This window comes from Epilithonimonas caeni DSM 17710 (assembly GCF_000426465.1).
GTDB lineage: Bacteria > Bacteroidota > Bacteroidia > Flavobacteriales > Weeksellaceae > Epilithonimonas > Epilithonimonas caeni.
Genome location: NZ_AUFK01000013.1, coordinates 496,469 through 521,532 on the forward strand (window position 1 = coordinate 496,469; position 25,064 = coordinate 521,532).

Annotated in this window: 21 protein-coding genes; 7 read left to right on the forward strand and 14 right to left on the reverse strand. The window is 37.5% G+C overall.

Annotation, left to right across the window (positions count from 1 at the left end; all coding sequences use genetic code 11):
- Positions 1 to 19: 19 nt before the first annotated feature.
- Positions 20 to 2,146, reverse strand: coding sequence for a helix-turn-helix domain-containing protein (locus tag K319_RS0107910; RefSeq protein ID WP_027383171.1), 2,127 nt, complete (start codon positions 2,144 to 2,146; stop codon positions 20 to 22).
- A 131-nt stretch (positions 2,147 to 2,277) separates the two neighbouring features.
- A complete protein-coding gene (gene ruvC, locus K319_RS0107915) occupies positions 2,278 to 2,832 on the reverse strand; it encodes a crossover junction endodeoxyribonuclease RuvC (protein ID WP_027383172.1) in 555 nt (184 codons plus the stop codon).
- A gap of 76 nt (positions 2,833 to 2,908) precedes the next feature.
- On the opposite strand from ruvC, the gene K319_RS0107920 reads away from it, so the two are divergent.
- On the forward strand, positions 2,909 to 3,769 hold the full coding sequence (locus K319_RS0107920; RefSeq protein WP_027383173.1) for a phosphatase PAP2 family protein: 861 nt from the start codon (positions 2,909 to 2,911) through the stop codon (positions 3,767 to 3,769).
- A gap of 125 nt (positions 3,770 to 3,894) precedes the next feature.
- A complete protein-coding gene (locus K319_RS0107925) occupies positions 3,895 to 6,627 on the forward strand; it encodes a M16 family metallopeptidase (RefSeq protein WP_027383174.1) in 2,733 nt (910 codons plus the stop codon).
- A gap of 264 nt (positions 6,628 to 6,891) precedes the next feature.
- On the opposite strand, the gene K319_RS0107930 is transcribed toward K319_RS0107925, so the two are convergent.
- The 4 genes from K319_RS0107930 to K319_RS0107945 all read right to left on the reverse strand — a co-directional run bounded on the left by K319_RS0107930 (position 6,892) and on the right by K319_RS0107945 (position 10,267).
- On the reverse strand, positions 6,892 to 7,479 hold the full coding sequence (locus K319_RS0107930; RefSeq protein WP_156907070.1) for a hypothetical protein: 588 nt from the start codon (positions 7,477 to 7,479) through the stop codon (positions 6,892 to 6,894).
- A gap of 155 nt (positions 7,480 to 7,634) precedes the next feature.
- Positions 7,635 to 8,015, reverse strand: a complete 381-nt coding sequence (locus K319_RS0107935; protein ID WP_027383176.1) for a VOC family protein — start codon at positions 8,013 to 8,015, stop codon at positions 7,635 to 7,637.
- A 185-nt stretch (positions 8,016 to 8,200) separates the two neighbouring features.
- On the reverse strand, positions 8,201 to 9,235 hold the full coding sequence (gene hemH / locus K319_RS0107940; RefSeq protein ID WP_034671525.1) for a ferrochelatase: 1,035 nt from the start codon (positions 9,233 to 9,235) through the stop codon (positions 8,201 to 8,203).
- Between the two features lie 153 nt (positions 9,236 to 9,388).
- Entirely contained in the window at positions 9,389 to 10,267 is an 879-nt protein-coding gene (locus K319_RS0107945; RefSeq protein WP_027383178.1) for a NifU family protein, read from the reverse strand.
- A gap of 362 nt (positions 10,268 to 10,629) precedes the next feature.
- Here K319_RS0107945 and K319_RS0107950 point away from each other — a divergent pair, with 362 nt between their 5' ends.
- Complete coding sequence (locus K319_RS0107950) at positions 10,630 to 11,148, forward strand: gamma carbonic anhydrase family protein (protein ID WP_027383179.1); 519 nt, start codon at positions 10,630 to 10,632, stop codon at positions 11,146 to 11,148.
- Between the two features lie 39 nt (positions 11,149 to 11,187).
- On the forward strand, positions 11,188 to 12,135 hold the full coding sequence (locus tag K319_RS0107955) for a YihY/virulence factor BrkB family protein (RefSeq protein WP_027383180.1): 948 nt from the start codon (positions 11,188 to 11,190) through the stop codon (positions 12,133 to 12,135).
- Here K319_RS0107955 and K319_RS0107960 read toward each other — a convergent pair.
- On the reverse strand, positions 12,128 to 12,556 hold the full coding sequence (locus K319_RS0107960; protein WP_027383181.1) for a hypothetical protein: 429 nt from the start codon (positions 12,554 to 12,556) through the stop codon (positions 12,128 to 12,130). The genes K319_RS0107955 and K319_RS0107960 overlap by 8 nt on opposite strands.
- Before the next feature lie 154 nt (positions 12,557 to 12,710).
- Between K319_RS0107960 and K319_RS0107965 the strand changes: the two genes are divergently transcribed.
- Positions 12,711 to 13,790 (forward strand): DUF4407 domain-containing protein, encoded by a 1,080-nt coding sequence (locus K319_RS0107965; RefSeq protein WP_027383182.1) that lies wholly within the window; start codon positions 12,711 to 12,713, stop codon positions 13,788 to 13,790.
- Positions 13,791 to 13,820: 30 nt separating this feature from the next.
- Here the strand turns inward: K319_RS0107965 and K319_RS0107970 are convergent, their stop codons facing one another.
- Entirely contained in the window at positions 13,821 to 14,168 is a 348-nt protein-coding gene (locus tag K319_RS0107970; protein ID WP_027383183.1) for a hypothetical protein, read from the reverse strand.
- Between the two features lie 311 nt (positions 14,169 to 14,479).
- On the opposite strand from K319_RS0107970, the gene K319_RS0107975 reads away from it, so the two are divergent.
- Positions 14,480 to 15,382 carry a T9SS type A sorting domain-containing protein gene (locus tag K319_RS0107975; RefSeq protein ID WP_027383184.1) on the forward strand — a complete coding sequence of 301 codons (903 nt, stop codon included), beginning with the start codon at positions 14,480 to 14,482 and terminating at the stop codon, positions 15,380 to 15,382.
- A gap of 132 nt (positions 15,383 to 15,514) precedes the next feature.
- Here K319_RS0107975 and guaB read toward each other — a convergent pair whose 3' ends face one another.
- The 6 genes from guaB to K319_RS0108005 form a co-directional block, all read right to left on the reverse strand.
- Positions 15,515 to 16,975, reverse strand: coding sequence for an IMP dehydrogenase (gene guaB, locus K319_RS0107980; RefSeq protein ID WP_027383185.1), 1,461 nt, complete (start codon positions 16,973 to 16,975; stop codon positions 15,515 to 15,517).
- Between the two features lie 178 nt (positions 16,976 to 17,153).
- Positions 17,154 to 18,764 carry a BamA/TamA family outer membrane protein gene (locus K319_RS0107985; RefSeq protein WP_034671526.1) on the reverse strand — a complete coding sequence of 537 codons (1,611 nt, stop codon included), beginning with the start codon at positions 18,762 to 18,764 and terminating at the stop codon, positions 17,154 to 17,156.
- 183 nt (positions 18,765 to 18,947) lie between these two features.
- Positions 18,948 to 19,742, reverse strand: a complete 795-nt coding sequence (locus tag K319_RS0107990) for an SDR family oxidoreductase (RefSeq protein ID WP_027383187.1) — start codon at positions 19,740 to 19,742, stop codon at positions 18,948 to 18,950.
- Position 19,743: 1 nt separating this feature from the next.
- Positions 19,744 to 20,967, reverse strand: coding sequence for a 3-phosphoshikimate 1-carboxyvinyltransferase (locus tag K319_RS0107995; protein WP_027383188.1), 1,224 nt, complete (start codon positions 20,965 to 20,967; stop codon positions 19,744 to 19,746).
- Positions 20,968 to 21,045: 78 nt separating this feature from the next.
- Positions 21,046 to 21,372 (reverse strand): nucleotide pyrophosphohydrolase, encoded by a 327-nt coding sequence (locus K319_RS0108000; RefSeq protein WP_027383189.1) that lies wholly within the window; start codon positions 21,370 to 21,372, stop codon positions 21,046 to 21,048.
- Positions 21,372 to 22,760: a hypothetical protein gene (locus K319_RS0108005; RefSeq protein WP_027383190.1), complete on the reverse strand. Its 1,389-nt coding sequence runs from the start codon at positions 22,758 to 22,760 to the stop codon at positions 21,372 to 21,374. The genes K319_RS0108000 and K319_RS0108005 overlap by 1 nt, the downstream gene beginning before the upstream one ends.
- Before the next feature lie 192 nt (positions 22,761 to 22,952).
- Here K319_RS0108005 and K319_RS0108010 point away from each other — a divergent pair, with 192 nt between their 5' ends.
- Positions 22,953 to 25,034 (forward strand): alpha-ketoacid dehydrogenase subunit alpha/beta, encoded by a 2,082-nt coding sequence (locus K319_RS0108010; protein WP_051230521.1) that lies wholly within the window; start codon positions 22,953 to 22,955, stop codon positions 25,032 to 25,034.
- Positions 25,035 to 25,064: the final 30 nt, after the last annotated feature.

Here is a 25,064-nt window from a genome sequence, read left to right on the forward strand (position 1 = left end):
TGCAGACTTCGGGCTTAAACTATTTCTTCAAATTCAAAAAATAATTCCAGATCAATCGTATCTCTCCATAATCAAAGTCCGAGGGCAAAACAGATTTCCAATCATTGATATTATCTTTTGGGCTCTGTTTGAAAATCTTTTCAAAAGCGGTCACTTTTTCCTTAGGATAGATTCTCAGCAAATCATTTCTGTCCAATAGATTCTGCTCAGCATATTTGGATAGATGCCCAAAAATTGTGGAGTTGACCAAGCCTCGTTCTCTCGCAATCTCCGAAACTGTTTTCCCGTCTTGGAACAATTGATATGTCAAAACGTGGGTCGGGACTTTCTTGATGGCCATAGAGACTTCAACATCTTTTTCTTTATCAAATAATGGTGTTTCCAAAAGATAAACCTCTTTCAAATCCTTAAGATAATCTTCGATATCATCCAGCCAAACACGAAAATCTTCGTTGAAGGCTTTCAAACCTTTTACACCTTTGGTTTCAGAATAGAAATCTTTGAGTGGAGAAAAAACTTTCTCATTCACATTCGTGAAAAAGAAATTCACTGCACCTTTGGCCTTTATTTCGATCTCGGTCCATTCTTCCTCACCTTGCAGGAATTTCTGAGTTTTCTGAACCAAGATCCTTTCAAATTTTTGGAAAATAGTGATGTAATTTTCAATGTCAGCTTTCAAACAATGATAAAGATAATCTGCTTTTTCTTTATCAATAAATTTACTGCTTCGGCTGATAACCATCCAATTTTCCAAAGCGGATTGAAACCAAACACAATCGATTCTTCTAATGACTTTTTGGATGCTGTAATCGTACTTTTCAGAATTGAGGATTTCCTCGATCTTCGAATTGGCGTGCGTCTCATCCTGAAACTTTGAAACTCTTTTGTCAGAGAAAATAACTTCGGGTGTGATTTTGGATTTAAGGACAATTCCTTCCAAAGTTCGACAACGTGATAACGCAACATAAACCTGTCCGGAAGCAAAACTTTTTCCTGCATCGATGATCAGCCGGTCAAACGTCAGACCCTGACTTTTATGGATTGTAACCGCCCAGGCCAAACGGATCGGAAACTGTTTGAAGCTTCCCAGAACTTCTTCTTTGATATTTTTCTCATCATCCAAAGAATATTTTTTCTGTTCCCAGGTTTCAGCCTTCAAAGTAATTTCTTCCTCACTTCCATCAAGGATCACAGAAATTTCATCCTCATCCAGATAAGAGATCTGAGCGAGTTTCCCGTTATAATATTTTTTATCGGGAGACGTATCATTTCGGATGAACATGATCTGTGCGCCGACTTTCAGTTCCAGAACTTCATCATTCGGATACTGCGTTTCCTTGAAATCGCCAACAACATCTGCGGTGTAAGTATGAGATTTTCCGCCGAGCTCTTTTATCTTTTTTTGATTGATGTCATCCGCCATTTTGTTGTGCGAACATAGATAAACATAAGCTTCATCTTTTGGGTCGAAGTCGGGTTGATATCTTTCGTTCAAAGCTTCAAAGTCGATATCTTCGGTAATTCCGTCCCGGATGGCATTTAGGATTTCGAGAAAATGTTCATCGGTCTGCCGGTAAACTTTGGTGAGTTCCAATGTGATGAAATTACTACCTTCCAAGGCTTTGGCGTGAAAGAAAAATGGCGATGGATAATACATCGAAAGAATATGTTCATCTCTCACTACAGGCGGCAGCTGATAAAGGTCGCCAATAAACAACATCTGAACACCACCGAATTTCTGCTGATTCCGGCGAACGTGTCTCAGTGAAAAATCCATCATATCCAAAACATCTGCACGCAGCATCGATGCTTCATCAATTATGATAATTTCAATTTCGCGCAGAAGTTTCAGCTTGTCTTTTCTATATTTGAAATGGACCATCAGATCTGCAATGTTGTTAGCCAGATTTTGGTCGATTCTTTCCGTGGTCGGGAGAAAGGTCCTGAGTGGCAATCCAAACATAGAGTGGATGGTAACGCCGCCGGCATTGATAGCTGCAATTCCCGTAGGTGCAACTACAATGTGCTTTTTCTTTGTTTTTTTTACAAAGTCGTTCAGAAATGTAGTCTTTCCGGTGCCAGCTTTCCCGGTAAGGAAAATGTTTCGGTTGGTGTGTTCTACAATTTCAAAAAGAGAGTCATTCATCGATTCAAAGATAGAGAATCAGAAGACAAGAATCAAGAGGGAAGAATCAAGGAAAAAAGCAAAAGGTTTCAAAAATGAAAAACTTCGAGAGCCTCAGCCTGACAAAAATTAAAAAATCGAACAACTAAAAGCTATTTGATCCTATCCGGATTTTGTTTCAAAAAACTGTCCCAGCCAGAGTAAGATTTGTCTGTCAAAATATTTCCGGAATTGAAATGATGACAAACAGCAACCGCCAAACCATCAGAAGCATCAAGATATTTGGTGGGAAATTCTTTCAGCTTTAAAAGGTTCTGGAGCATTCCGGCAACTTGTTCTTTACTGGCATTGCCATTTCCTGTGATTGCCATTTTAATTTTCTTGGGAGAATATTCGGTAATTGGAATGTTCCTGTGGAGACTTGCGGCCATTGCGACGCCCTGAGCCCGCCCCAATTTCAGCATACTTTGTACATTCTTTCCGAAGAATGGCGCTTCCAAAGCGGTTTCATCAGGATTGTATTCATCGATCAAAGCCAATGTTTTATCGAAAATGATCTTGAGTTTTGTTTCGTGATTTTCGTATTTTTTCAGGATCAGTTCGTGGATGGCGATCAGTTCCATTTTACTTCCCTTGACAGAAATAATTCCAAATCCCATTATTGCAGTTCCCGGGTCGATTCCTAAAATTACTTTTTCCACTACCATATCTACAAAATTACAATTATTATTGAGATATTTTCTATTACATTATCTTTGCTTCTCGAATGTAACCGACAGATCTATGAAGTTTTTTATTCCATTTTTTCTTTTTCTCTGTATTAATTCTTTTTCTCAAAATGCTGACAGTCTGAACGTGAAGATCGCCAATGTTGAAATTGACAGCACCAAAATTACTAAAGCAACTATTGGCAGACAATTGGTTTTGGATGGCAAACAGATCGTGAATAATATTTTTCACAGTTATTCCAGACCTTATTATTGGAAAAAGGAAAATTGGTTGGACTTTGGTGGCGTGGCACTTGGAACTGTTTTACTGTATTCTGTAGATAATGATACCAGTCGGTTTTTTATGAAACAAGGAGAGAAAGCTCCGGAGTTTCTTAAAGGTTTTGGTTATTATTTTGGAAGTCCGCAGAATAATTACGGGATAACCAGTGCGGTATATCTTACAGGACTTTTTACCAAAAATGAAAAAATAAGAAATACTGGTGTTCTGATGATCTCATCGGCAACTACAGCCGGATTGATACAAACATTTGCCAAGGCTCTTGTTGGACGGGCTCGTCCCGGAGCAGGTGAAGGTAAATTCCATTTTGAACCTTTTAGCGGGCAGCCTGCATATAGGTCGTTTCCATCCGGGCACACGATTTTGGTCGCTACAACAATGTTCTCATTGGCCAAACAATTTGAAAATCCCTGGATAAAAACCGGGATCTATTCTATTGGAGTTATTACGCCGGTGTCGAGGATGTGGGATGGTGCGCATTTTTTCTCGGATGTTTTTCTCAGTGCGGCAATCAGCTATTTTGTAGTAGAGGGAACTTATCGGTATATGAATCATTATGATGATAAAAAATATCGAAGTATAAAATGGAATATCAATGCTTCTCCTAATATGTTAGGAATTACAGGTGTTTTTTAAATTAATCACATTGCCGGATGCAATAATATGTGTAAATAGTTAATTTTTTCATAAAAACTGACTGGATAATCTATTTTAATAGAAATAGTCATTAATTTTAGGAATCTAAAAATAACTATAGAAACATGAAGAATTTTCTACTGACTGCGGCAGTCGTTTTCTATGCGGGTTATGCAACGCCTGTGTTTTCCCAAAAAGCCGAAACTCCAAAATTTATTAGTAATACGGAAGGAATCAAAGAATATTCCTTAAGCAACGGAATGAAGGTCCTTTTGATCTCTGACCCTTCTCAAAGTAATGCTGTTGTTAATATCGTCTATAACGTTGGTTCAAAGCACGAAGGTTATGGCGAGAAGGGAATGGCGCACCTGCTGGAGCATATGTTATTCAAAAGCACGAAAAAGCTGGGGGACATCAAGAAAATGTTGTCTGATAAAGGTGGTAATGCCAACGGAACGACTTGGTATGACAGAACCAATTATTATGAAGTTTTCCCATCTAATGATGAGAATCTGAAATGGTTCCTGGAAATGGAAGCCGACAGAATGGTCAATGCAACGATTCTTCAGTCCGATCTGGACAAAGAATTCTCAGTGGTAAGAAACGAGTTCGAGATTGGAGAAAACAGTCCGAGTTCTGTATTGATGGAGCGTATCGTTTCATCTGCCTATCTTTGGCACAACTATGGGAACAGTACGATCGGAAGCAAGGAGGACGTAGAAAGAGTAAAGGCGGTAACGCTTAGAAAATTCTATGAAAAATATTATCAGCCGGACAATGCAACTTTGATCGTTGCCGGGAAATTTGATGAAAAACAAGCTTTGAATTACATTGCTCAATATTTCTCCACCATACCAAAACCTTCAAGAGTTCTTGAAACGCCTTATACTGTTGAGCCTGCACAGGACGGAGAACGTTTTGTAGAACTGAAACGTTCCGGAGACAGCAAGGTCATCGGGGCACTTTATCATACTGCGCCGTATGCGGATAAAGACTATGCAGCACTGGATGCTTTGCAGGAAGTTTTGACAGCAGACCCTTCCGGTTATCTTTACAAAGCAATGATCGATACGCACAAAGCAGCCTCTGTTTATGCTTATCAGCCGTTGGTGAGAGATGCAAGTTATATGTATTTCGGTTTAGAGGTTCCTGCCGATAAAGACGTGAAGGCAACCGAAAACGATTTCCGTGCTGCTTTGGACAAAGTGGCAACAACCAAATATACAGAGCAGGATGTTGCGAGAGCAAAGGCAAAATTGCTGAAGCAAATTGAGAATATTAAAAACAATACGATCAATTTTGCAATTAACCTGACAGAGATTGTTGGGGCGGGAAATTACAAATTAGGCTTTCTTTACAGAGACGCAGTTGAAAAATTGACCGTAGCCGATGTTCAGAGAGTTGCTGAGAAATATTTCCGAACCAATAATAGGACAGTTGGGGTTTTCATTCCGGCAAAAGATGAGGTAAGGGTTAAGAATGTCGAATATACCAATGAACAAATTGCTTCTCTAACTAATGATTACAAAGGTAAAGCACTCGAAAAAGAAGCTGCACCTTTCGAAGCGAGTATCAAAAATCTGAAAGCTAATTTGACAGAAGGCAAACTGAGCAACGGGATGAAATATGGACTGATAAAAAAAGATATCAAAGGTGGTAAAGTGCTTGGCAGCTTCAGATTCCCGGTAAGTAACGCCAGGGATTTGACTGGGAAATCGGATGTCGGCTCTCTGATGGCACAGGTTCTGAAAACAGGCACCAAGTCTCATACCAAAGAACAGATCCAGGATATGCTGGATGAATGGAAATCCAACATCAACTTCGGATTCAATGGTCAGACCTTGTTTGTGAACTTCAGTACTTACAAAGACAGTTTGCCAAAAGTGATGGCTCTTATCAAAGAAATTTTGACTGAATCCACTTTCCCGGAAGCGGAACTGGCAAAAACCATCAACGAGTACAATACTTATCTGGAAAGTTCTTTGAACGACCCTCAGTCCATTGCTTTTACAGAAATTGAAAAAATCACTGAGAATTATCCTAAAGAAAGTATCTATTACACCGCTTCTACTAAGGAACAGATTGATAATAACAAGAAAGTGAAGAGAGAGCAACTGGTAGACTTCTATAACAAGATCTTGGGAAGTAACAACGGTGTTGGTTCTGTGATCGGTGATGTGGATAGCAAAGCCGTTGCCGCATTGTTGGAATCGACTTTCGGAAAATGGAATTCAAAATCAACTTACGAATACATTAAGCCGGAATTATTCGCAACCAAAAAACAAGACAAAGAATATCTGACGCCGGACAAAGAGAACGGAGCCGCTGTTGGGAAGATCAGTTTCTCTATGGACAGAAAATCTCCGGACTATCCAGCTTTCGTGATTGCCAACGAAATGTTGGGAAGCGGTGGTTTCCTGACGGCCAGAATCCCGACAAGACTTCGTGAGAAAGAAGGAATCAGCTATGGCGCAGGTTCTTACATCAATATTCCTATTGATAATAACGTAGCATCTTGGGGCTGGTACGCATTCTTCAACCCAACTAAGAAAGATGCGGTGAACAAAGCGTTGAAGGAAGAAGTGAACAAAGCGGTTAAAGACGGTTTCACGGAAGAGGAATTCAAGTCTAATTTGACTTCTTGGCTGAACTCCAGAAAAACAGGTCTTGGAAACGACAATACTTTGATGAATTTGGTCAATTCTCAACTTCAGTATGGTCAGTCTTTGGACGAGTACGATGCTTTGGAAGCGAAAGTTTCTGCGCTTAAAGTAAGTCAGGTGAACGATGTTCTAAGAAAATACATCAGTGAAGATAAGTTGACTTCTGTATTTGCAGGAGATTTTAACAAGAAATAAATATTTTCTACCCCAAAAGAAAACCGCTTCAGTAATGAGGCGGTTTTTTATTTCTCAATTAAATTTTAGAAGCCGAGAACCTGCTTTCCGCTACAATCTTTTTTGCATCACGTTTTGTCAGGCTGAGGCTCTCGAAGCCCACAAAAAAGAATAAATCCATAACAGAATTTTATCCTACATTTTTGTCATTCTGAAAGAATCTCAACTTAGTATTAAGAATTTAACTCAAAAAAATAAAAATATATTGAAAGGCAAATTACGGTTTTATTTCAGTTTTTCATAAATTTCTAGTTTGATTTTTGATATTGTGTCTTTATCAAATTTTGAATACCAAATTCTATGAGATAATTTTTTTAATTCTTGTTCGCTTTTTGAAACAATTTCATCAGTAATGTATTTAGAGTCTCTTCTATTTTCTATCGGTAGATTTTCCTTATTTATAAATTTCTGAACATATTTTCTGGCTACAATTTCGTAACAATCCATTTTGAGATTTGTATAAAGAATAATATTATCAATCGAATCTTTAGGTTGATTGATGTTTAGGTTACTTTTTTCTTTATCAAAATAGACAAAATATAAAAGCTCATTCTTTGGAATATCAATCCGCGTCATTATTTGAATAAAAGAATTTGAATTACCCTCATCAGTCTTTTGCTCAAAATCATTTTCAGAAATTGTTTCTATGTTTTTCCATAAAATAAAATCTGGATTTTGTTTTATTTTGTAAAATTTCTCTTTAGAATCTTTCTCACAACTAAATAGTGAAAGTAAAATTAAAATGCGAATAAGTCTCATTATTAGTTTTTTAAGTAAAATATAACCAAAACCACTCAAAACCCACTCTGCCAAACTGTCAAAGTCATTCCAAGTCTTGAAACTACAAAAGTTAGACTTTGGGTATAGAAAGAGTATACCGAGCGTATACCGATAGCCTCTCAAAAATATCTGCCAAACTGTCAAAGATCCAAACAAAAACCCGCTTCAAATAGTTGATCGGGTTTAATTTATTTTGTAATTCTAAGGTCAGAAACAATGATCTTGTAATGGTCACAATCCTCAAAACAGATTCCGTTTTCTTTCCAGTAAGGATTTTTGGGTTCTAAGATGGGGACATTATAAAGTTCAAGATTAGTAATGATCTTTTGGAATTCTTCCAAACTTTCCGGATAGAAAACCAGGATATCATCCTCATCGAATTTAGATTCCGGAATGTTATTGTCTTGGGTGAACTCCAAATGCCAGTTTTCATTTTCCTTCCCAAGAAAAACTCCGTCATAACCATTGTGTTCCTTGAAATCCCCAAGAACTTTAAAATCCAAAACTTTGGTATAAAAACCAATCAGTTTTTCCAGATTCTGAGTATGTCGTGCATATCGGAAAATCATTTTAATTTTGTTTTAGATTATATTTTATCACAAAGGCACAAGATTAAAAAACAAAATAAATCAGAAAGCGCAAAGATCTTATCTTCGATAAATGTTATTCTTTGATGAGCGAAGCGTTTTAGTGACTCTTAATTCAAAATATTTAATAGAAAAAATTTTGTGACTTTGCGTTAAAAAAGCAGAACTTAAAATTCAGAAAGCTTTTCTTCACTCAAAATCTTCACCACATTCACCCAATTTGGATCTTCATTCAGACAAGGGATATAATCGAATCTCTCGCCTCCGCCGTGCAGGAAAATCTCTTTTCCCTCCACAGAGATCTCCTCCAAAGTTTCCAAACAATCTGACACAAAAGCGGGACAAACAATAGCCAGTTTCTTGATACCTTTCTTACCAAGACCTTCCAGTGTGGCGTCTGTGTAAGGTTCCATCCACTTGTCCTTACCCAATCGTGATTGGAAAGTGACCAAGACTTTTTCCTTGGGCAAACCTAATTTCTCACGAACCAACTCCGTCACTTTATAACATTGATGTCTGTAACAGTATTTATGCGAAGGAAGATCATCTTTCTGGCAGCAGTTATCCATACTGCAGGTCTTCGTCGGGTCGGTTTTATAGATGTGTCTTTCCGGAACGCCGTGATACGAGAATTGAAGCAAATCAAAATCTGGAGGCAACTTTTCGCCAATACTTTTCGCCAAAGAATTGATATAGATCTCTCTATTATAAAACGGCTGAACATAATTGATCTTGATATCCGGAAAGAATTTCAGTCGAACTTCTTCCGCTTTGTCAATCACTGTTTCTGTTGTACTCATCGCATATTGCGGATAAAGCGGAACCAGCGTGATCTCTGTAATGCCTTTGTCCACCAATTCCTGGATTCCGGTTTGTATCGATGGTTCAGCATAACGCATTCCCAAACCGACCGGAACATCCACGATCTCCTGAAGTCTCTGCTGAAGGTGTTTAGAGATCACGATCAAAGGCGAACCTTCGTCTGTCCAAACCGTTTTGTAAGCTTCCGCCGATTTTTTCGGCCGGGTTTTAAGGATAATTCCCTGAACCAATAATGCACGGAAAATCCAACGGTAATCGATGACTTTTTCATCCATCAGGAATTCATCAAGATAGTCTTTTACATCTTTTACATCCGTCGATTTTGGTGAACCGAGGTTGACCAGTAGAATTCCTTTTTTGTTGTTTGATTGACTCGGCATATTTATTTGTTAGAGCAATATTTTCATTCAGTGGAAATCTAAACATTGAGATTGACTTCGTCGAACCACTTCGTTCGGTTTCTTAAGGAATGAAAAATTAATGATTAAATTAATTCTAGTTTATTCATTGTCAGGCTAAGGCTCTCGAAGCCATTAACCATTCACAGCTTCCACATTCTCTACCAATTCCGGGACGAATTGTTTCAGAATATTCTGGATTCCGTTTTTCAACGTTGCTGTGGAAGAGGGACAACCACTGCAAGCCCCTTGAAGAAGCATTTTTGCTGTTTTGTTTTCTTGATCATACTCTATAAGAGAGATTTTTCCACCATCATTTTCTACAGCAGGAGCAACATATTCGTTCAGGATATCACTGATTTTCTGCTCGTCATTTGTATATTCTCTATTGATGATTTTCAGAACAGGGTTTTCATGCTGATGAGGTTCAATGGTTGCAATTGTCTTTCCAGTCTGTAAAAATTCTGCAATGAAAGAACGGACCTGGTTCATGATCTCATGCCATTGGAATTGCTCGTCTCTAGTTACCGCAACAAAATTATCGCTCACATAGATTTCTTTCACAAAATCAAAAGCCTCGTATAATTCTTGCGCCAAAGGAACACCTTCCGATTCTTCTCTCGATTTCACTTCAATGAATCCGTCCATTAGCATCTTGCTGGAAATGAATTTCATAACCGCAGGATTTGGTGTCATCTCAGAATAGATCTGATACATTTCTTTTCTTTTCTGAAGGTAGATTCTAGGATTGGCCAAAAGCTCATCTTCGATAATATTTTTCAGACTTTCCGCAACGTGTTCCCATTCCACAGTATCTTCTTTCGCTACCGCAATGAAGTTGGCCGTGATGAAGATTCTGTTAACGAAAGGATAATTGAACAATTCCTGCGCCAATGGGATCTCGGAAATGTCAGAATCGCGATCAAGTTCTAATGAACCCGGAATGAGATTGTAGTCTGTTACAAACTTCATCACCTTCGGATTCTCTGTAGGTTCTATTATGATTTCTTTCATTCTATTTATTTTTAATTGTAAGATGTAACATTCAGATCGTAGTTTTTCAGAAACTGACAAAAGTTATAGCTGGAATGTTTCATTTTAAGTAAATTGAACTACAAAATTATCGTAAATTGGTGGAAGAAAAAAGCCGATAAATCCCAATGTTATGTTAAGTTTTGATTATGAGAAGCTTTGCGGATTTTCGATTTTTTCTATTGGTTTGATTTTGGCTGAACGAATGTCAAAATTTAATTGAAAAACCAATCTGCGCCCCGGCCTGAACGGAGCTCTTTTTATTTTTTCCCGGAAAAATAAAAAAGCGGGAGTGGAGGACGGATAAAGGCGCCCAAATATTTATAAATCTAAAAAATAAAATAATGGCAATTATCAGAGAACTTTTAGGAAAAACGCCTCAATTGGGAGAAAATACTTTTGTGGCAGAAACTGCGGTAATTATAGGAGATGTTACGATGGGAAAAGATTGCAGTATTTGGTACAATGCGGTTTTGAGAGGTGATGTTCATTTCATAAAAATGGGCGACAAAGTGAATGTTCAGGATAATGCGATGATACATTGCACTTACCAAAAAAGTCCGACGACGATCGGTAGTAATGTTTCAATTGGCCATAATGCGATTGTTCACGGCTGCACAATTAAAGATAATGTTCTGATCGGAATGGGAGCAATTGTGATGGATGATTGCCTGGTGGAGAGTAATGCGATTGTTGCAGCGGGAGCGGTTGTTACAGCCAATTCTCATATCCGTGAAGGTGAAATTTGGGCAGGCGTTCCTGCAAAAAAAGTGAAAGATGTGTCTCAGAATCTTGTAGAGGGCGAGATCAATAGAATAGCCAATAATTATGTTAAATACTCCAGCTGGTACAAAGAGGACTAGGTTGGTATAAAGATTGAATTTCCCAAAGAAATTTAAACGATGAATAAGCTTAAATCTTTTTGGGAGGTTCTGAAGGAAACTTTAAATGAATGGATGTCTTCTTCAGCAGCCAAAGACAGTGCAGGTATGGCCTACAATGCGATATTTTCTTTGCCGGGATTGTTGATCATCATCATCTGGGTTACCGGACATTTCTTTGGTGAAGAAGCGGTAAATGGAGAAATCAGGCGTCAGCTTCAAGGAATAATGGGTTATGATGGTGCAAAAAGTATTCAGGATATTATTGCAAGTGCCATGATTGATAAAGAAAATTTCTGGATGAAAGCCCTCGGCGTTGGAACTTTGGTCTTTGGTGCAACCAGCTTATTTTTCCAAATGCAGACAACCCTCAATGATCTTTGGGATGTTGAAGCAGCACCCAAAAAAGCCTGGCAGAAATTCATTCTTGACAGAGCTAATTCCCTGGGGATGATTCTCATCATTGCCTTCCTCCTTTTGACAAGTATGTTGCTTTCGTCTGTTATTGGTTTGGCCAATCAATGGATCACAAGATATTTCGGTATGGAAACTTATGTGATTGTTCAGGCAAGTAATTTCATCTTAGGATTTGCTGTCGTTACAGTTTTGTTTGCTTTTATGTTCAAAGTCCTTCCGGATGTGGAAATCAAATGGAAATCGGTTTGGATAGGTGCCGTTGTTACGGCACTGCTTTTCAATATCGGAAAAATGCTGATGAGTTTTTATTTCGATTTTTCAAAGCCAACGTCCATTTTCGGAGCGGCAGGAACTGTGATTTTGCTGATGATGTGGATTAATTATTCCTGTCAGCTCGTGTTTTTCGGAGCAGAATTTACCAAGGTTTATGCTTACAAAAGAGGACATAAAATTATACCCTCTAAACACGCTAAGTGGAGTAAAGAAAAATTATACAGAGATGCCGAGGAACAAAAAAGGCAACTTGCTCCTCAAAGTGCAGAACCTATTTAAATACAGGTATTTCATTTTCACAAACGATATTTTCAGGCTGCATTACCAGCATACAGTCTGAAACCAGATTGTACTTTTTGTTGTAATCTGCAGATTTCTGATTGTAAAGATTAACTTTTTCGAGGAATTTTGCTTCATCAATTTTATTAGAATAAGCAATATAGCTTACAGGTCCGCCACAAGCTTTTGCTCCTAATCCAATGGTTTTCCAATCGGCTGGATTGGTGCATTTTTCACTTTTTGCCATTGTAAGGATTTCAGATTTCAAATTCTCCATTTCGCTTGATTCCTCTTGAGTCAGATTGCCGGGCTTATCAATTGGTCTTTGAGGGAACGGTTTTGGAAGTGTGTCTGGATCAATGGTTGATTTACAAGAAAATAAAACCGTGATGATTCCTAAACAAAACAATAAATTTTTCATAAAATACTTTTTAATTCTGTCATCAAATATGATACCTGTAAATTTAACATAAATATAAAAAGAAAATGGTACAGATTTAGATATTAGGCAAAACCTAATACTATTTGTAACAAATTAACGTTTTAAAATACAAATTATGATGAATTATAATTAAATGAAAAATACTAACACACATAAAATGAATTGGTTTCAGCATTTTCTGATGATTTGTTCCGGAGGGAATATTCATTTGCTGAAAAAATCGCCTTCCGAATGGAACAAGTTTGCCGGAATCGGGGGAATCGTTTTGTTTACTGCGATTTTTGCAACATTATCGGCAGGTTATGCGATGTTTACCGTTTTTGATAACATTTGGGCTTCCGTTGGTTTTGGAATTCTTTGGGGATTGATGATTTTCAACCTTGATAGGTATATTGTTTCTTCGATCAAGAAAACCGGAACATGGTGGAATCAAATCTTGATGACCATTCCGCGTTTGATTTTGGCAACGTTTCTTGGAATTATTATTTCAAAGCCCCTTGAGCTGAAAATCTTTGAAAAAGAAGTTAATAAACAATTGAATACGATTATTCAAAGAAATAAGACACAATTGCAGGCAGAGATGAACGGAAGGATTTTGCAACAATCTGGACCGTTTGATTTGGAGAAAAAACAAATCCAGAATCAAATCAAAACTTATCAATTAGCTTATGACTCGGCCTCTGTAGAATTGGAAAAAGAAATTTTGGGTAAACAATCTGGTTTAACAAGTGGAAAAGTGGGATTCGGTACCAATGCAAAACGTAAGTCTGAATTGAAAGAACAAAAGCGGGCGGACCTTGAAAATTATCAGAAACAGCAACAAGAGCGGTTGCAATATTTGGACAAAGAAATTTCAAAGGTCTATTCCAATCTTGAAACCGAAAGGAAATCAACAGAAGGTATCGAAGATAAATTCAATGGTTTTGCAGCAAGATTACAGGCCTTGGATGAATTGGGGAAAAACTCGGCAATCATTGCTTTGGCGGCAAGTTTCATTATGGGATTGTTTGTTTGTCTGGAAATTTCGCCGGTTTTGATTAAACTAATTTCTTCGGTTGGACCTTATGATTATCTTTTGGAAAAAACTGAAAATGAATTCAGGCTTTACTCTAAGGAAAAAGTCAGAAAAGGAAATTCACTGACAGATTATCGGATTGACGATTTTGAAGATGACCTTAAAATTAGGAGAGATAAAAAACAGAATAACACATAAAAGAAAAGCTTCCAAACCTGGAAGCTTTATTTATTTTAAATCACCAACCAAAAAAGGTTGTTCAGCGTTATCATTATAATCTCTCATAAATCCAATTTCTTTCGATTTTGTGATCTCGGATTTTGAAGTTCCAGAAAACCCATCCCCAAAATCGATACTAAAATCGATATAACTCAATCTGTTTTTTGTAAATTGGATCTTATTATAAACAAGAATGATGTTTTTTTCCTTTAGATTCTTTTGCAGGTTCATCAAGTCCTGCCTCGTCATTTCTTTGTTGAAAATAACGGCTATCACTTTCTTATTAGGTGCGAAAGAAAGCATTCCGAAAACAAAAACAGATAAAAATAGTACTGAGAATAAGGTTCTCTTTTTCATTGCAAAAAACTAAGTTGCAAATTTATTAAGTTATTTGATAATCAACGTTAAATTTGAGCATTATTTTGTAAAAATATAGAAATTTTAAAATTAACCGTTAAAAATGAATAGTGTCAAATAAATTTTATTGTTTGTTCCTCATACTTGGTCTAAATGTTTGTCTCTTAATTATTTATAATTAAAAGTTGCGAATGCATATTGAGGATGTAAACGTTAAAATTAGAAATCAGTGCCAAAAATTAAATGTTTGTTTGTTTTTTTTGAAAAATAATTAATAACTTTGGTCTCCTAATTTTTTAAATTTAATTATTATGAAAAGAATTTTATCTTTTTCTTTAACAGCGGTGATGGCTTTTACTGCTTATTCGCAAAGTCTTTGGACAGACAATTTTGAGTCTTATACTGTAGGTAATCTTGGTACACAGGGTGGATGGGCAAGAGATAGCGGAGGAAGTGCAAACTGGACACAGGTTGCTAATATTGATGTTGCTCACGGTAAATCTTTTAAATTGGCTAGTATTGCTTCTAATGAAGGTGTATGGCATTTCCATAGTACTAACTGGGATGGCAGGTCTAGTGCAAATAATATATTTGTATTAGAGTTTGACTATTATACAGGAACTGGAGGTGCTGGAGGTGCTGGAGTTGTACAAATTTATGATGTTGATGCTGGTTTTGAGCAGCCATTCGAAATTGGATGGAGTCAAGATGATGGGTATTTGTATATAGCTGACCAATTAGACGGCGAGATACTTGTAGATCAGGTTACAACTAATACTTGGTATCATATTAAAGCTGCTTATGATAAAACAACAGGTGAAGTAAGTGCTCAAGTTAATGGTGGTGATGTTATAAGCTATTTTGGTACTCCTGATTTGAATCCACAAGAATTTGATGTATTGTTATCAGGTATATCTACTAGCGGTTTTGATAATATCGTTGCAAGTGCAACTAATACAAGTCCTTTCTTGGCCGTATCTGATGTAACTAAAAAATCTTCTGTAAGTGTTTATCCAAACCCTGCTACGGACGTTGTTAATATCAAATCTGATAAGAAAGTAGAATCCGTGTCTATCTATGATGTTGCTGGTAAAATCGTAAAAACTACAGCTGAAACGTCTATTAATGTAGAGAATTTTGCTAAAGGTTCTTACATCGTAAGCATTAAATATGCTGATGGTTCTAAAGAATCTACAAAAGTTATCAAGAAATAATTCCTGAAACTTTAAATAAATTTTAAGAGCTACATTTCTGTAGCTCTTTTTTTATGCATGATTTTTGTAAAAAAACTCCGAGTCATTAGTTATTAAATGATTCGGAGTTTTTATTATGTTAAAATAAATCTTTTACAAAGAGTAATTCGGAGCCTCTTGCGTAATAATCACGTCGTGTGGATGAGATTCTTTCAAACCACTTCCTGTAATCATTACTAGTTTTGAATCCTTTTGTAAGGCTTCAATATCTTTCGCTCCACAATAACCCATTCCAGCTCTTAGACCTCCAGTCAATTGGAAAATCACGTCTTCCAATTTTCCTTTGTGCGGGACTCTGCCTTCGATTCCTTCCGGAACAAATTTTTTGGCTTCACTCTGGAAATAACGTTCTTTTCCGCCACGTTTCATTGCAGAAAGAGAACCCATTCCTTGATAGGATTTGAATTTTCTTCCCTGGAAAATAATTTCTTCTCCCGGTGCTTCATCAGTTCCGGCTAAAAGAGATCCAAGCATTACTGCTCCGGCCCCACTTGCGATGGCTTTTACAATGTCGCCGGACAATTTGATTCCACCGTCTGCAATAACTGACACATTTTTCTTTTTAGCAAACTCGTAAACGTTATAGATTGCGGAGAGTTGAGGAACACCAACGCCGGCAACAACTCTGGTTGTACAGATAGAACCCGGTCCAACACCGACTTTAAGAACATTGGCGCCAGCTTTTATCAAATCTTTTGCAGCATCAGCCGTTACAATATTTCCACCAACGATATCCAGGTCTGGGAACGTTTTTCTTATTTCAGAAATTTTGTCCAAAACACCTTTGGAATGTCCGTGTGCTGAGTCTATGGCAACAATATCAACACCGGCTTTTACTAATGCAGTGATTCTTTCAATCGTATCTTCGCCAACACCAACTCCGGCTCCGACAATTAGTCTTCCGTTCTGGTCTTTGTTGGCATTTGGATACTCCAACTGATTATCGATATCTTTTATAGTAATCAATCCGACCAATTTATTTTTTTTGTCAACGATTGGAAGTTTCTCAATCCGATTCTTTAAAAGAATTTCTTTCGCTTTTTCAAGATTCGTGGTTTTATCAGATGTGATAAGGTTTTCTTTTGTCATTATTTCCTCAACCTTAACTTCAAGGTTTTCTTGATATTTCACATCACGATTGGTAATGATTCCTATAAGGTAATTGTTTTTGTCAACGACAGGAAGTCCGGAAATTTTATATTTTGCCATCAGTTCTTTAGCTTCTGCCAAAGTATGGTCTTTTGACAAAGTTACCGGGTCGGCAATCATTCCGTTTTCGGAACGTTTCACGCTGTTGACTTGTGATGCTTGCTCGGCAATTGTCATATTTTTGTGAATGAACCCAAGACCGCCAACTCTTGCCAGTGCAATCGCCAAATCAGCCTCTGTAACCGTATCCATTGCTGCGGAAACTATAGGAACATTGAGCGAAATTTTGTCTGTAAGTCTTGATCTTAGGGAAACCTGATTAGGTAAAACTTCTGAATAAGAAGGAACTAGAAGCACGTCATCGAAAGTGATGGCTGTCTCTACAATTTTGTTATGAATAGACATCTTTACTTTCTTTGCAAAATTAAGCTATTTTTATGGAATTTGAAAATATCATAATTTATTTGATAAATAATTAATATTCAGAGAAATGATGACAGATTTAAATAATTGATAAGTGATAGTTGATAACTGATTTTCAAATTCTTAGTAATATCAACTATCATTAATCGATTATCATTTATCAGAATCTGCTGAGGATTCCCCAATGGATTTTTACTTCATTGAATTTGAACGGATTACCTATTTCGTTTCCATTGGAAATTTGAAAACTCATCAAACCGACGGGAAGGAAAAAGTTGAAACCCAGACCTACACTGTAGAGTTTTGGTGTAATTCCCAGAGCTTTGTTGGACATCTGCCCGTATTGCGCAAACAAATCGAAAAAGGCCTGGTCATTAACGAGATAGCGATATTCCGCACCGGCAAATGCATAAAAATCACTGACGAGACTCTGCTCATTGAAACCCCGAAGCGAGTTCCAGCCTCCGAACCGAAAGAGTTCGTTTGTCGATAATTCGTTCTTGGAACTGAGTAAAGCTGATTCTCCCTTGATGTTGAGGAAATGATTTCCGGACAAATTGAAATTGTGTTCGGCAAAAAGAAAATACCGGATTTGGTCAAATTTCTCCTGCGTATCATCGTAAGTCGTTTTAAGGAAATCTGCTTCTACACGGATATTGCTTTTGTTGATAAATAGCGGAATGTCACTCCCTTCCTGATACTGATAATAAACACCGATCCCTTTTTTGCTGTAATCCCGACCGCTCGTATAAAGCGAATCCAGAATCGCAGAAGACTCGAAGGTGCCTTTGAGACCGAGCTTTTGTTTCGGAGAAAGATGATAATAAACTGCCGGCAGAAATTTGACATTCGCAAAAGTGGAATCCTGACGGAAAATATTGACATTAACATTCAGACCAACGTTGCTCCCAAATGTGTAAGGAATATCAGTCTGCAAATCAAAAGTCTGACCTTTGTCGGGATTTCTCTGCCAATAAATGCCAATGCTTTCGAAGCTGTTGAACATATTTTTCATCTGGACATTCAAAGTTCCGTTGACTGTGAATTTTTCGGTTTTGTCATTTCCAAAACCAATCATTCCGTCAAAAGTATTGGTCTTTCGTTTTTGAGTAAAGAGAAAAACCTGTGTGGAATCTTTGGTAAATAACGTCTGCGGTGGTTTTTCCAAAGCGACAAACTGGTGATTCTGCAGAGACTGATTCATAGAAACCAAGTTCTTGTCATCATAGTTCTTACCAAGATATTGCTTGTTGAGATTTTTAACGAATTGTTTCGGTAAACGTGTGTAACCTTTGAAAACAATACCGTCAATTTTTCTTTGAGAAGCAGGAACAACCGAGATTTTTACTGATGGAATTCCGTTTTCCATTTTCTGGAATTTGGTTTTCACACGGTTGAAAGCGAAACCTTTGTCACGATATTTTTGATTGATGTTTTTCTTAAGTGAATCTAAATTTTTGGTGTAGATCTCATTCTTCTGAAACTTCAAATCATTAACCAGAGAATCTGAAAACTTAACATTGGCTTTGTTGAAGTTTGGACCTTTGTCGTAATAGATTTCGGTTCGGTTTTCTATTTTTTTTACGTCTTTTAATTCTGTGAAGAAATAAGAATTTTCTGCCAGAGAATCCAGAAATTTGACTGCGTTTGCCGAATCGGAAACGATTTTTTTTACGTTGGTTTCTTTATCGATGAGCCAATATTCTTTTTTCTGCGCATAAGAAAATATACTCAGAAAAATTAGAAATATGTATAACAGCTTTTTCAACATAGATAAACGCAAAGTCCGCAAAGATCTATTGCCAACTTCAAACTATTGGTTCGCAAAGGCGCTAAAGCTCAGCCAAGAAGAAAAAATCATTGCTAAGTTTACGCCTTTGCGAACCTAGAAATATTCTCAATAATTTTAAAAAAATCTTTGCGGACTTTGCGTTTAAAAGTTTAAAACAAAAAATCAATCCATTTTATTATACTTCTTCATCAGATTTTCATAAGTGCTCTGAGGAAGAATCCATTTGAGAGGAACACCAATCTTTTGTCCGAATTTTCCGAAATAATAGTGCGCTTTCCATTTTGATCTTCCTAAAAGCTGGTCCACATAAACCGCAACATCCAAAGGTTCGGTTCCATCCCCAACGTGGGAATTCATCAATGCATAGACTTTACCGAAGACATTTTTATACGCTTCGGAAACTTTTGTTTTTACCCGGTTTTCTGCGATATTGGTTTTGATGTCGCCCAAATGAAGCGAGCAAACATGGATGTTCCAAGGATAAACTTCGTAACGCATTGCCTCTGTAACCTTGTCCAGTGCCGATTTGGAAGCGGAATAGAATCCTCGGAAAGGCAATCCCATTTCGGAGCCGATACTGGAAACATTGATGATTTTTCCGGATTTCTGCTCCCGCATTTTCGGAAGAACCGCTGTCATCATCTGAACTGCGCCAATCAAATTAAGATTGAACAATTTCGTAATATCTTCTTTAGTAGAATCCTCAACTGCGCCAACCATTCCCATTCCGGCGTTATTTATCAGAACATCGATTCTGGCTTCTGTTTTTAATATTTCAGAAATGGCGTTATCGATTTGTTCTTTCTCCGTAATATCCGTTGGAATTGAAACGAAATAATCTGAGCTTACAATCTTTCTGCTCAATCCGTAAACTTTGTTGCCTTTCTTCCCGAAATATTCTGCCAAGGCAAACCCAATTCCGGATGAAGCGCCTGTGATGATGATAACTTTTGACATATTATTCAGTTTCTTGAGTTACAGTTCGGAAATCCTCCCAAAACTCGGGATAAGACTTCTCCACAACATCTTCATTCTCGATATTTAGTTCTTTAATCAAAGCAAACGGCGCAAAAGCCATTGCCATTCTGTGGTCGTTGTAGGTCGCAATAGAAATGTTTTCTTCCGGCTCTATAAATTCCGAAGATTCAATTTTATCAACAGTGATGTGGGTTTTTGCTCCAATTTTCAGTAATTCATTTTGAAGGGCAACCAATCTGTCTGTTTCTTTTACTTTCAAAGTATGAAGCCCGGTTATCACAAACGGAATTTTCAATGCAGTTGCAGTTACACAAAACGTTTGGGCAATGTCAGGGCAATCATTCATGTCCAGAGAAATCAATTCCGGATATTCGAAAGCAGGTTCCGGCAAAAGCGAAATCGAATTTTCTGCATAATCAGAAACGGTGTTGATTCCGAAATATTTCCAATAGATCTCTTTGATCACGCTATCACCTTGCAAGGACAACGTGTAATAACTTTTTAAGGTAATCGATTTTCTGCCAATTGCTACCAAAGAATAAAAATAAGAAGCTGAAGACCAGTCGCTTTCTACTTCGTAATGTTCTGTTCTGAAATTGTCTGAATGAGGAACGATTTCGATTGTATTTTCCGCAAAATGAGATTTGATTCCGATTTCGTTCAGGATTTTCAGAGTCATCTCGAGATAAGGTCGGGATGTGATTTCGCCTTCCAATTCTAATATTAAACCATTCTCCAGTTTTCCTCCAATCAATATTAATGAAGTCAAAAACTGGCTGGAAACATTAGCCGAAATTTTTACCGAATTTTTCTCCAATTTCTTTCCGATGATCTGCAACGGCGGAAACCCTTCTTTCTCAAGATAAGTGATGTCGGCTCCAAGAGACTGAAGCGCATCCACCAAAGGTTTGATCGGACGGTTTTTCATCCTGTCAGAACCTGTCAAAATGGTTTTTCTTCCTTCGAAAATTGAATAATAAGAAGTCAGAAATCGCATTGCCGTTCCAGCGTGGTGAATATCAATCACTTCGGAATCCGATTCCAGAGCTTTTTTAAGTAATGTGGTGTCCTGAGAATTGGAAAGATTGAGCATGTCAATATTACCAAACAATTTCCCTAAAATCAAAAGACGGTTCGAAATACTTTTCGAACCGGTAATTTGAATGTTTTTTCCGTCTATAAGTTCAGACTTTTTTATAATCATAGTTTGTCAGATGTCAGATGTCAGATGTCAGATGTCAGAATTGATAAAACTTCTGACTTCGGACATCCTGCTTCCAACCTATTTTAATTTTTCGTTATTCTGATGTCGTTCTTTGTCCCTATCAGTTTTGATTTTCATTTTTTTGTCAAAGGCTGATTGCAAATCGGTTCCGGTTTGATTGGCTAAACAAAGCGTTACAAAAAGCACATCAGCTAATTCTTCACCCAGATCCTTGGATTTATCGGACTCTTTTTCAGATTGTTCACCATATCTTCTGGCGATGATTCTGGCAACCTCGCCAACCTCTTCTGTTAGCATTGCCATATTCGTCAGCTCATTGAAATAACGGACACCGATGGTTTTTATCCATTCGTCCACCTGTTTTTGGAGTGTTGTGATTTCCATTATTGATAAGCACCAATAGTTATTGGATTTGTTCTTGAAACTCCGACTATATCACTTGCAGTAACACCAGTAGCATTTGTTCCTTTTCCTCTTGCCGGCGAATCAGCTTTTACTCTTAAGTTCATTTTTTGAGTAAAATAATTCTGGAATTTTGGGTCTTCATTGGCTGTATTAGTATTACCAATGGTTAAACCAGAATTAGAAGTAAATTTCAATAATGAATTTCTGAATTCATATTCAAAAGCTAAGATATTCCCATTAGATTTATTGATTGAAATCATATCAGGAGTATCTCCATAAATAATTGAATTGTTGACATTTAATTTAAAATCTCCAATTTCAGATTCTCCATCTTCATTTTCCCACATATCACTTGCATAGATTCCCAAAGCGGACATCGAAGGATTCAAATTCCAGTAATTAGCAATCGTACAATAATTAAGTGTATAATTTCCACCTGCAGCAATCGCAAGGTCTGCTTCACCGCAGTTGTTCATCACAACATTGTTCATTGTAAGTTTGGAATGAATTCCATAAATACCAACATTTTGAAATGTATGGAAAATAGAATTGTTGATGGTTGCGTCATTCTTTTTCAGCTGAAGACCTACGTTTCCACCAAAAACTCTTGCATAATTCATATTAAGAAGAGAGCCTTCTTCCATTTTGATTCCGTTCCAATTGGCTGGCAAAGTATCGTATTTGGTATCACTTCTGTCACCCCGGAAAATTACTTCTTCGCCTAAAGCACCATTGATAGTCAAACTGGAATTTTTCTCAAAATTCATTCCGCTGTTTTTTCGGAAATAGACTTTGGTTCCTTTCTCCATTGTCAAGGTTTTACCTTCAGCAACATTTAGATCACCGAAAATCACTTTCACTTTATCTTTTGTCCAGGTTGTATTATCATTAATTGTTACGGGATTTTCACCGGTTTGGATAAAATATTCTGCATCCTGAACTACAGAGAAAAGGGTGACCTTTTGTTCACCGGCAGGCGAGCTGAAAATCACTTTGTCTTCGGCGATTGCTTCCGGAGCATTAGCAACCGGTGCGATTTCTACGAAAACATAGAGACTATCTTTTTTTCTCAGAGCCACATTTTCGAAACTCGTTCCGACTTTCCCATCTACATTGATTCTGTAAAGTGAACCACTTCCACCTTCCAAAGCTATTCTTGGAATTAGAACATCCTTGTTTTCATTATTATAAACCTTTACAGCATACGTTTCCGAACGCATCTGGTTGTAAACCGTATCACAGAAGACTGTGTCTGTAGAGAATCTCAAAAGTTGTGTCGGGGAATCAAAAGAAATATCATCGCGGTTACAGCCTGCCAAAAGCAACAGAGACCAAAATGCGATGCCAAGAAATATTTTTAGTTTCATTTAAATCGTTTAATCTTCAAAACTACAAAATTTAAATTTTTATTTTGTAAAAGCTAAAATTTTCTTAAATAATTTTAATAGTCACAAAAACTAACTAACATTTGTTAGTTTAATAAAAAAGTGTATTTTTGAATAAATCACATTCAATATACCCAAACTGAGAATAATGGATTGAATGTCAAATGTTTAAATATGCAAATCACTGAAAAACATTTTTTAAACAAAGAAATTAGCCTGACGGATTTACTAAAATCAGCTTATCGTCTGATGTTTACGGCGAAAACAATGACCGATTTGTTCGAGCAGGAAAAAAAGACAACATCAAAATATGTACACGCTACTTCCCGCGGACACGAGGCGATTCAGCTGGCATTGGGGATGCAGTTGTTGCCTCAGGATTTCGTGAGTCCTTATTATAGGGACGATTCTATTTTGCTTGGAATTGGAATCACGCCTTACGAATTGATGCTTCAGCTTTTAGCAAAACGTGACGATCCATTTTCTGGCGGAAGAACTTATTACGCTCATCCAAGTTTGCGACGCGATGATTTTCCAAAAATGATTCACCAGAGTTCCGGAACAGGGATGCAGGCGATTCCAACAACTGGAATTGCTATGGGAATGAAATACAAAGAAGAAACAGGGATTGCCGAAAATCTTGACGAAAAACCAATTGCAGTCTGCTCACTCGGAGACGCAAGTTGCACAGAAGGCGAAGTTTCGGAAGCTTTTCAAATGTCAGCATTGAAACAATTGCCGATCCTTTATCTCATTCAGGACAACGAATGGGATATTTCCGCCAGCGCGGACGAAATCAGAGCGCAGGATATTACACAATATATGCAAGGTTTCAATGGTATCGAAACCAGAACCATTGACGGAACCGATTTTATTAGGTCTTATGAGGTCGTCAAAGAATGCATCAAAATCATCCGTGAAGAAAGACGGCCAATGCTAATTCACGCCAAAGTTCCTTTGCTCAATCATCATACTTCTGGTGTAAGAAAAGAATGGTATAGGGATGACTTGGAAGAATGTGCGAAGAACGACCCACTAATTAAATTAAGAAACAAACTTTCAGAATTCAGTATAGAAGATTCTGAAGTTGAAACCATAGAAAAAGAAGTTGCAGAACTCGTAAGAACTGATTTCGAAAATGCCGTTTTGGCAGAAGACCCCAAACCGGAAGATGCTTACAAACACGATTTTGCACCAACGCCAATTACCGAAGAAAAAGGAGAGCGTTCCCCAAGCGGAAAAATCCCAACCGTAATGGTAGATTGCGCTTTATTTGCCATCAGAGAATTAATGACAAAACATCCGGAAGCCTTGTTATATGGTCAGGATGTTGGATTGAGATTAGGCGGGGTTTTCCGTGAAGCAATAACTCTGGCAGCGCAATTTGGAGAGAAAAGAGTTTTCAATACACCAATTCAGGAAGCGTTCATCGTAGGCTCAACAGTTGGGATGAGCGCCGTTGGACTGAAACCGATTGTCGAAGTCCAATTCGCAGATTACATTTGGCCAGGTTTGAATCAGTTATTTACAGAAGTTTCCAGAAGCTATTATTTGTCTAATGGAAAATGGCCGGTTTCGATGATTCTCCGAGTTCCGATTGGTGCTTACGGAAGTGGTGGACCATACCATTCAAGTTCGGTGGAAAGTGTTTTATGCAATATCAAAGGAATCAAAATCGCTTATCCATCAACCGGTGCAGATTTGAAAGGTTTGATGAAAGCTGCTTTCTACGACCCGAATCCGGTTGTGATGTTAGAGCACAAAGGATTGTATTGGTCAAAAATCGAAGGAACAGAAAATGCAAAAACGATAGAACCGGACGAGGATTACATCATTCCGTTTGGAAAAGCAAGAGAAGTTTTGCTCTGCGAAAATCATCAGAACAAACCAACCTTAACCATCATTACTTACGGAATGGGCGTTTATTGGGCTTCGAATGCAGCGAAAGCATTTGACGGTCAGATCGAAATCATCGATTTAAGAACGCTCGCACCGTTGGATGAAAACCGGGTTTTCGAAAGTGTTAAAAAACACAACCGATGCATCGTTTTGACAGAAGAGCCAGTGAATAATAGTTTTGCCCAAAGTTTGGCGGCGAGAATCGGTGAAAATTGTTTCAGACATCTGGATGCGCCTGTAAAAGTAGTTGGTGCAAAAAATCTTCCTGCGATTGCTATCAATTCCGAATTGGAGAAAGAGATGTTGCCGAACACAGATAAATTAATTAAAGAAATAGAACAATTGTTGAAATACTAAGCTCCATAGGAGCGAAATGTTTGTAGAATG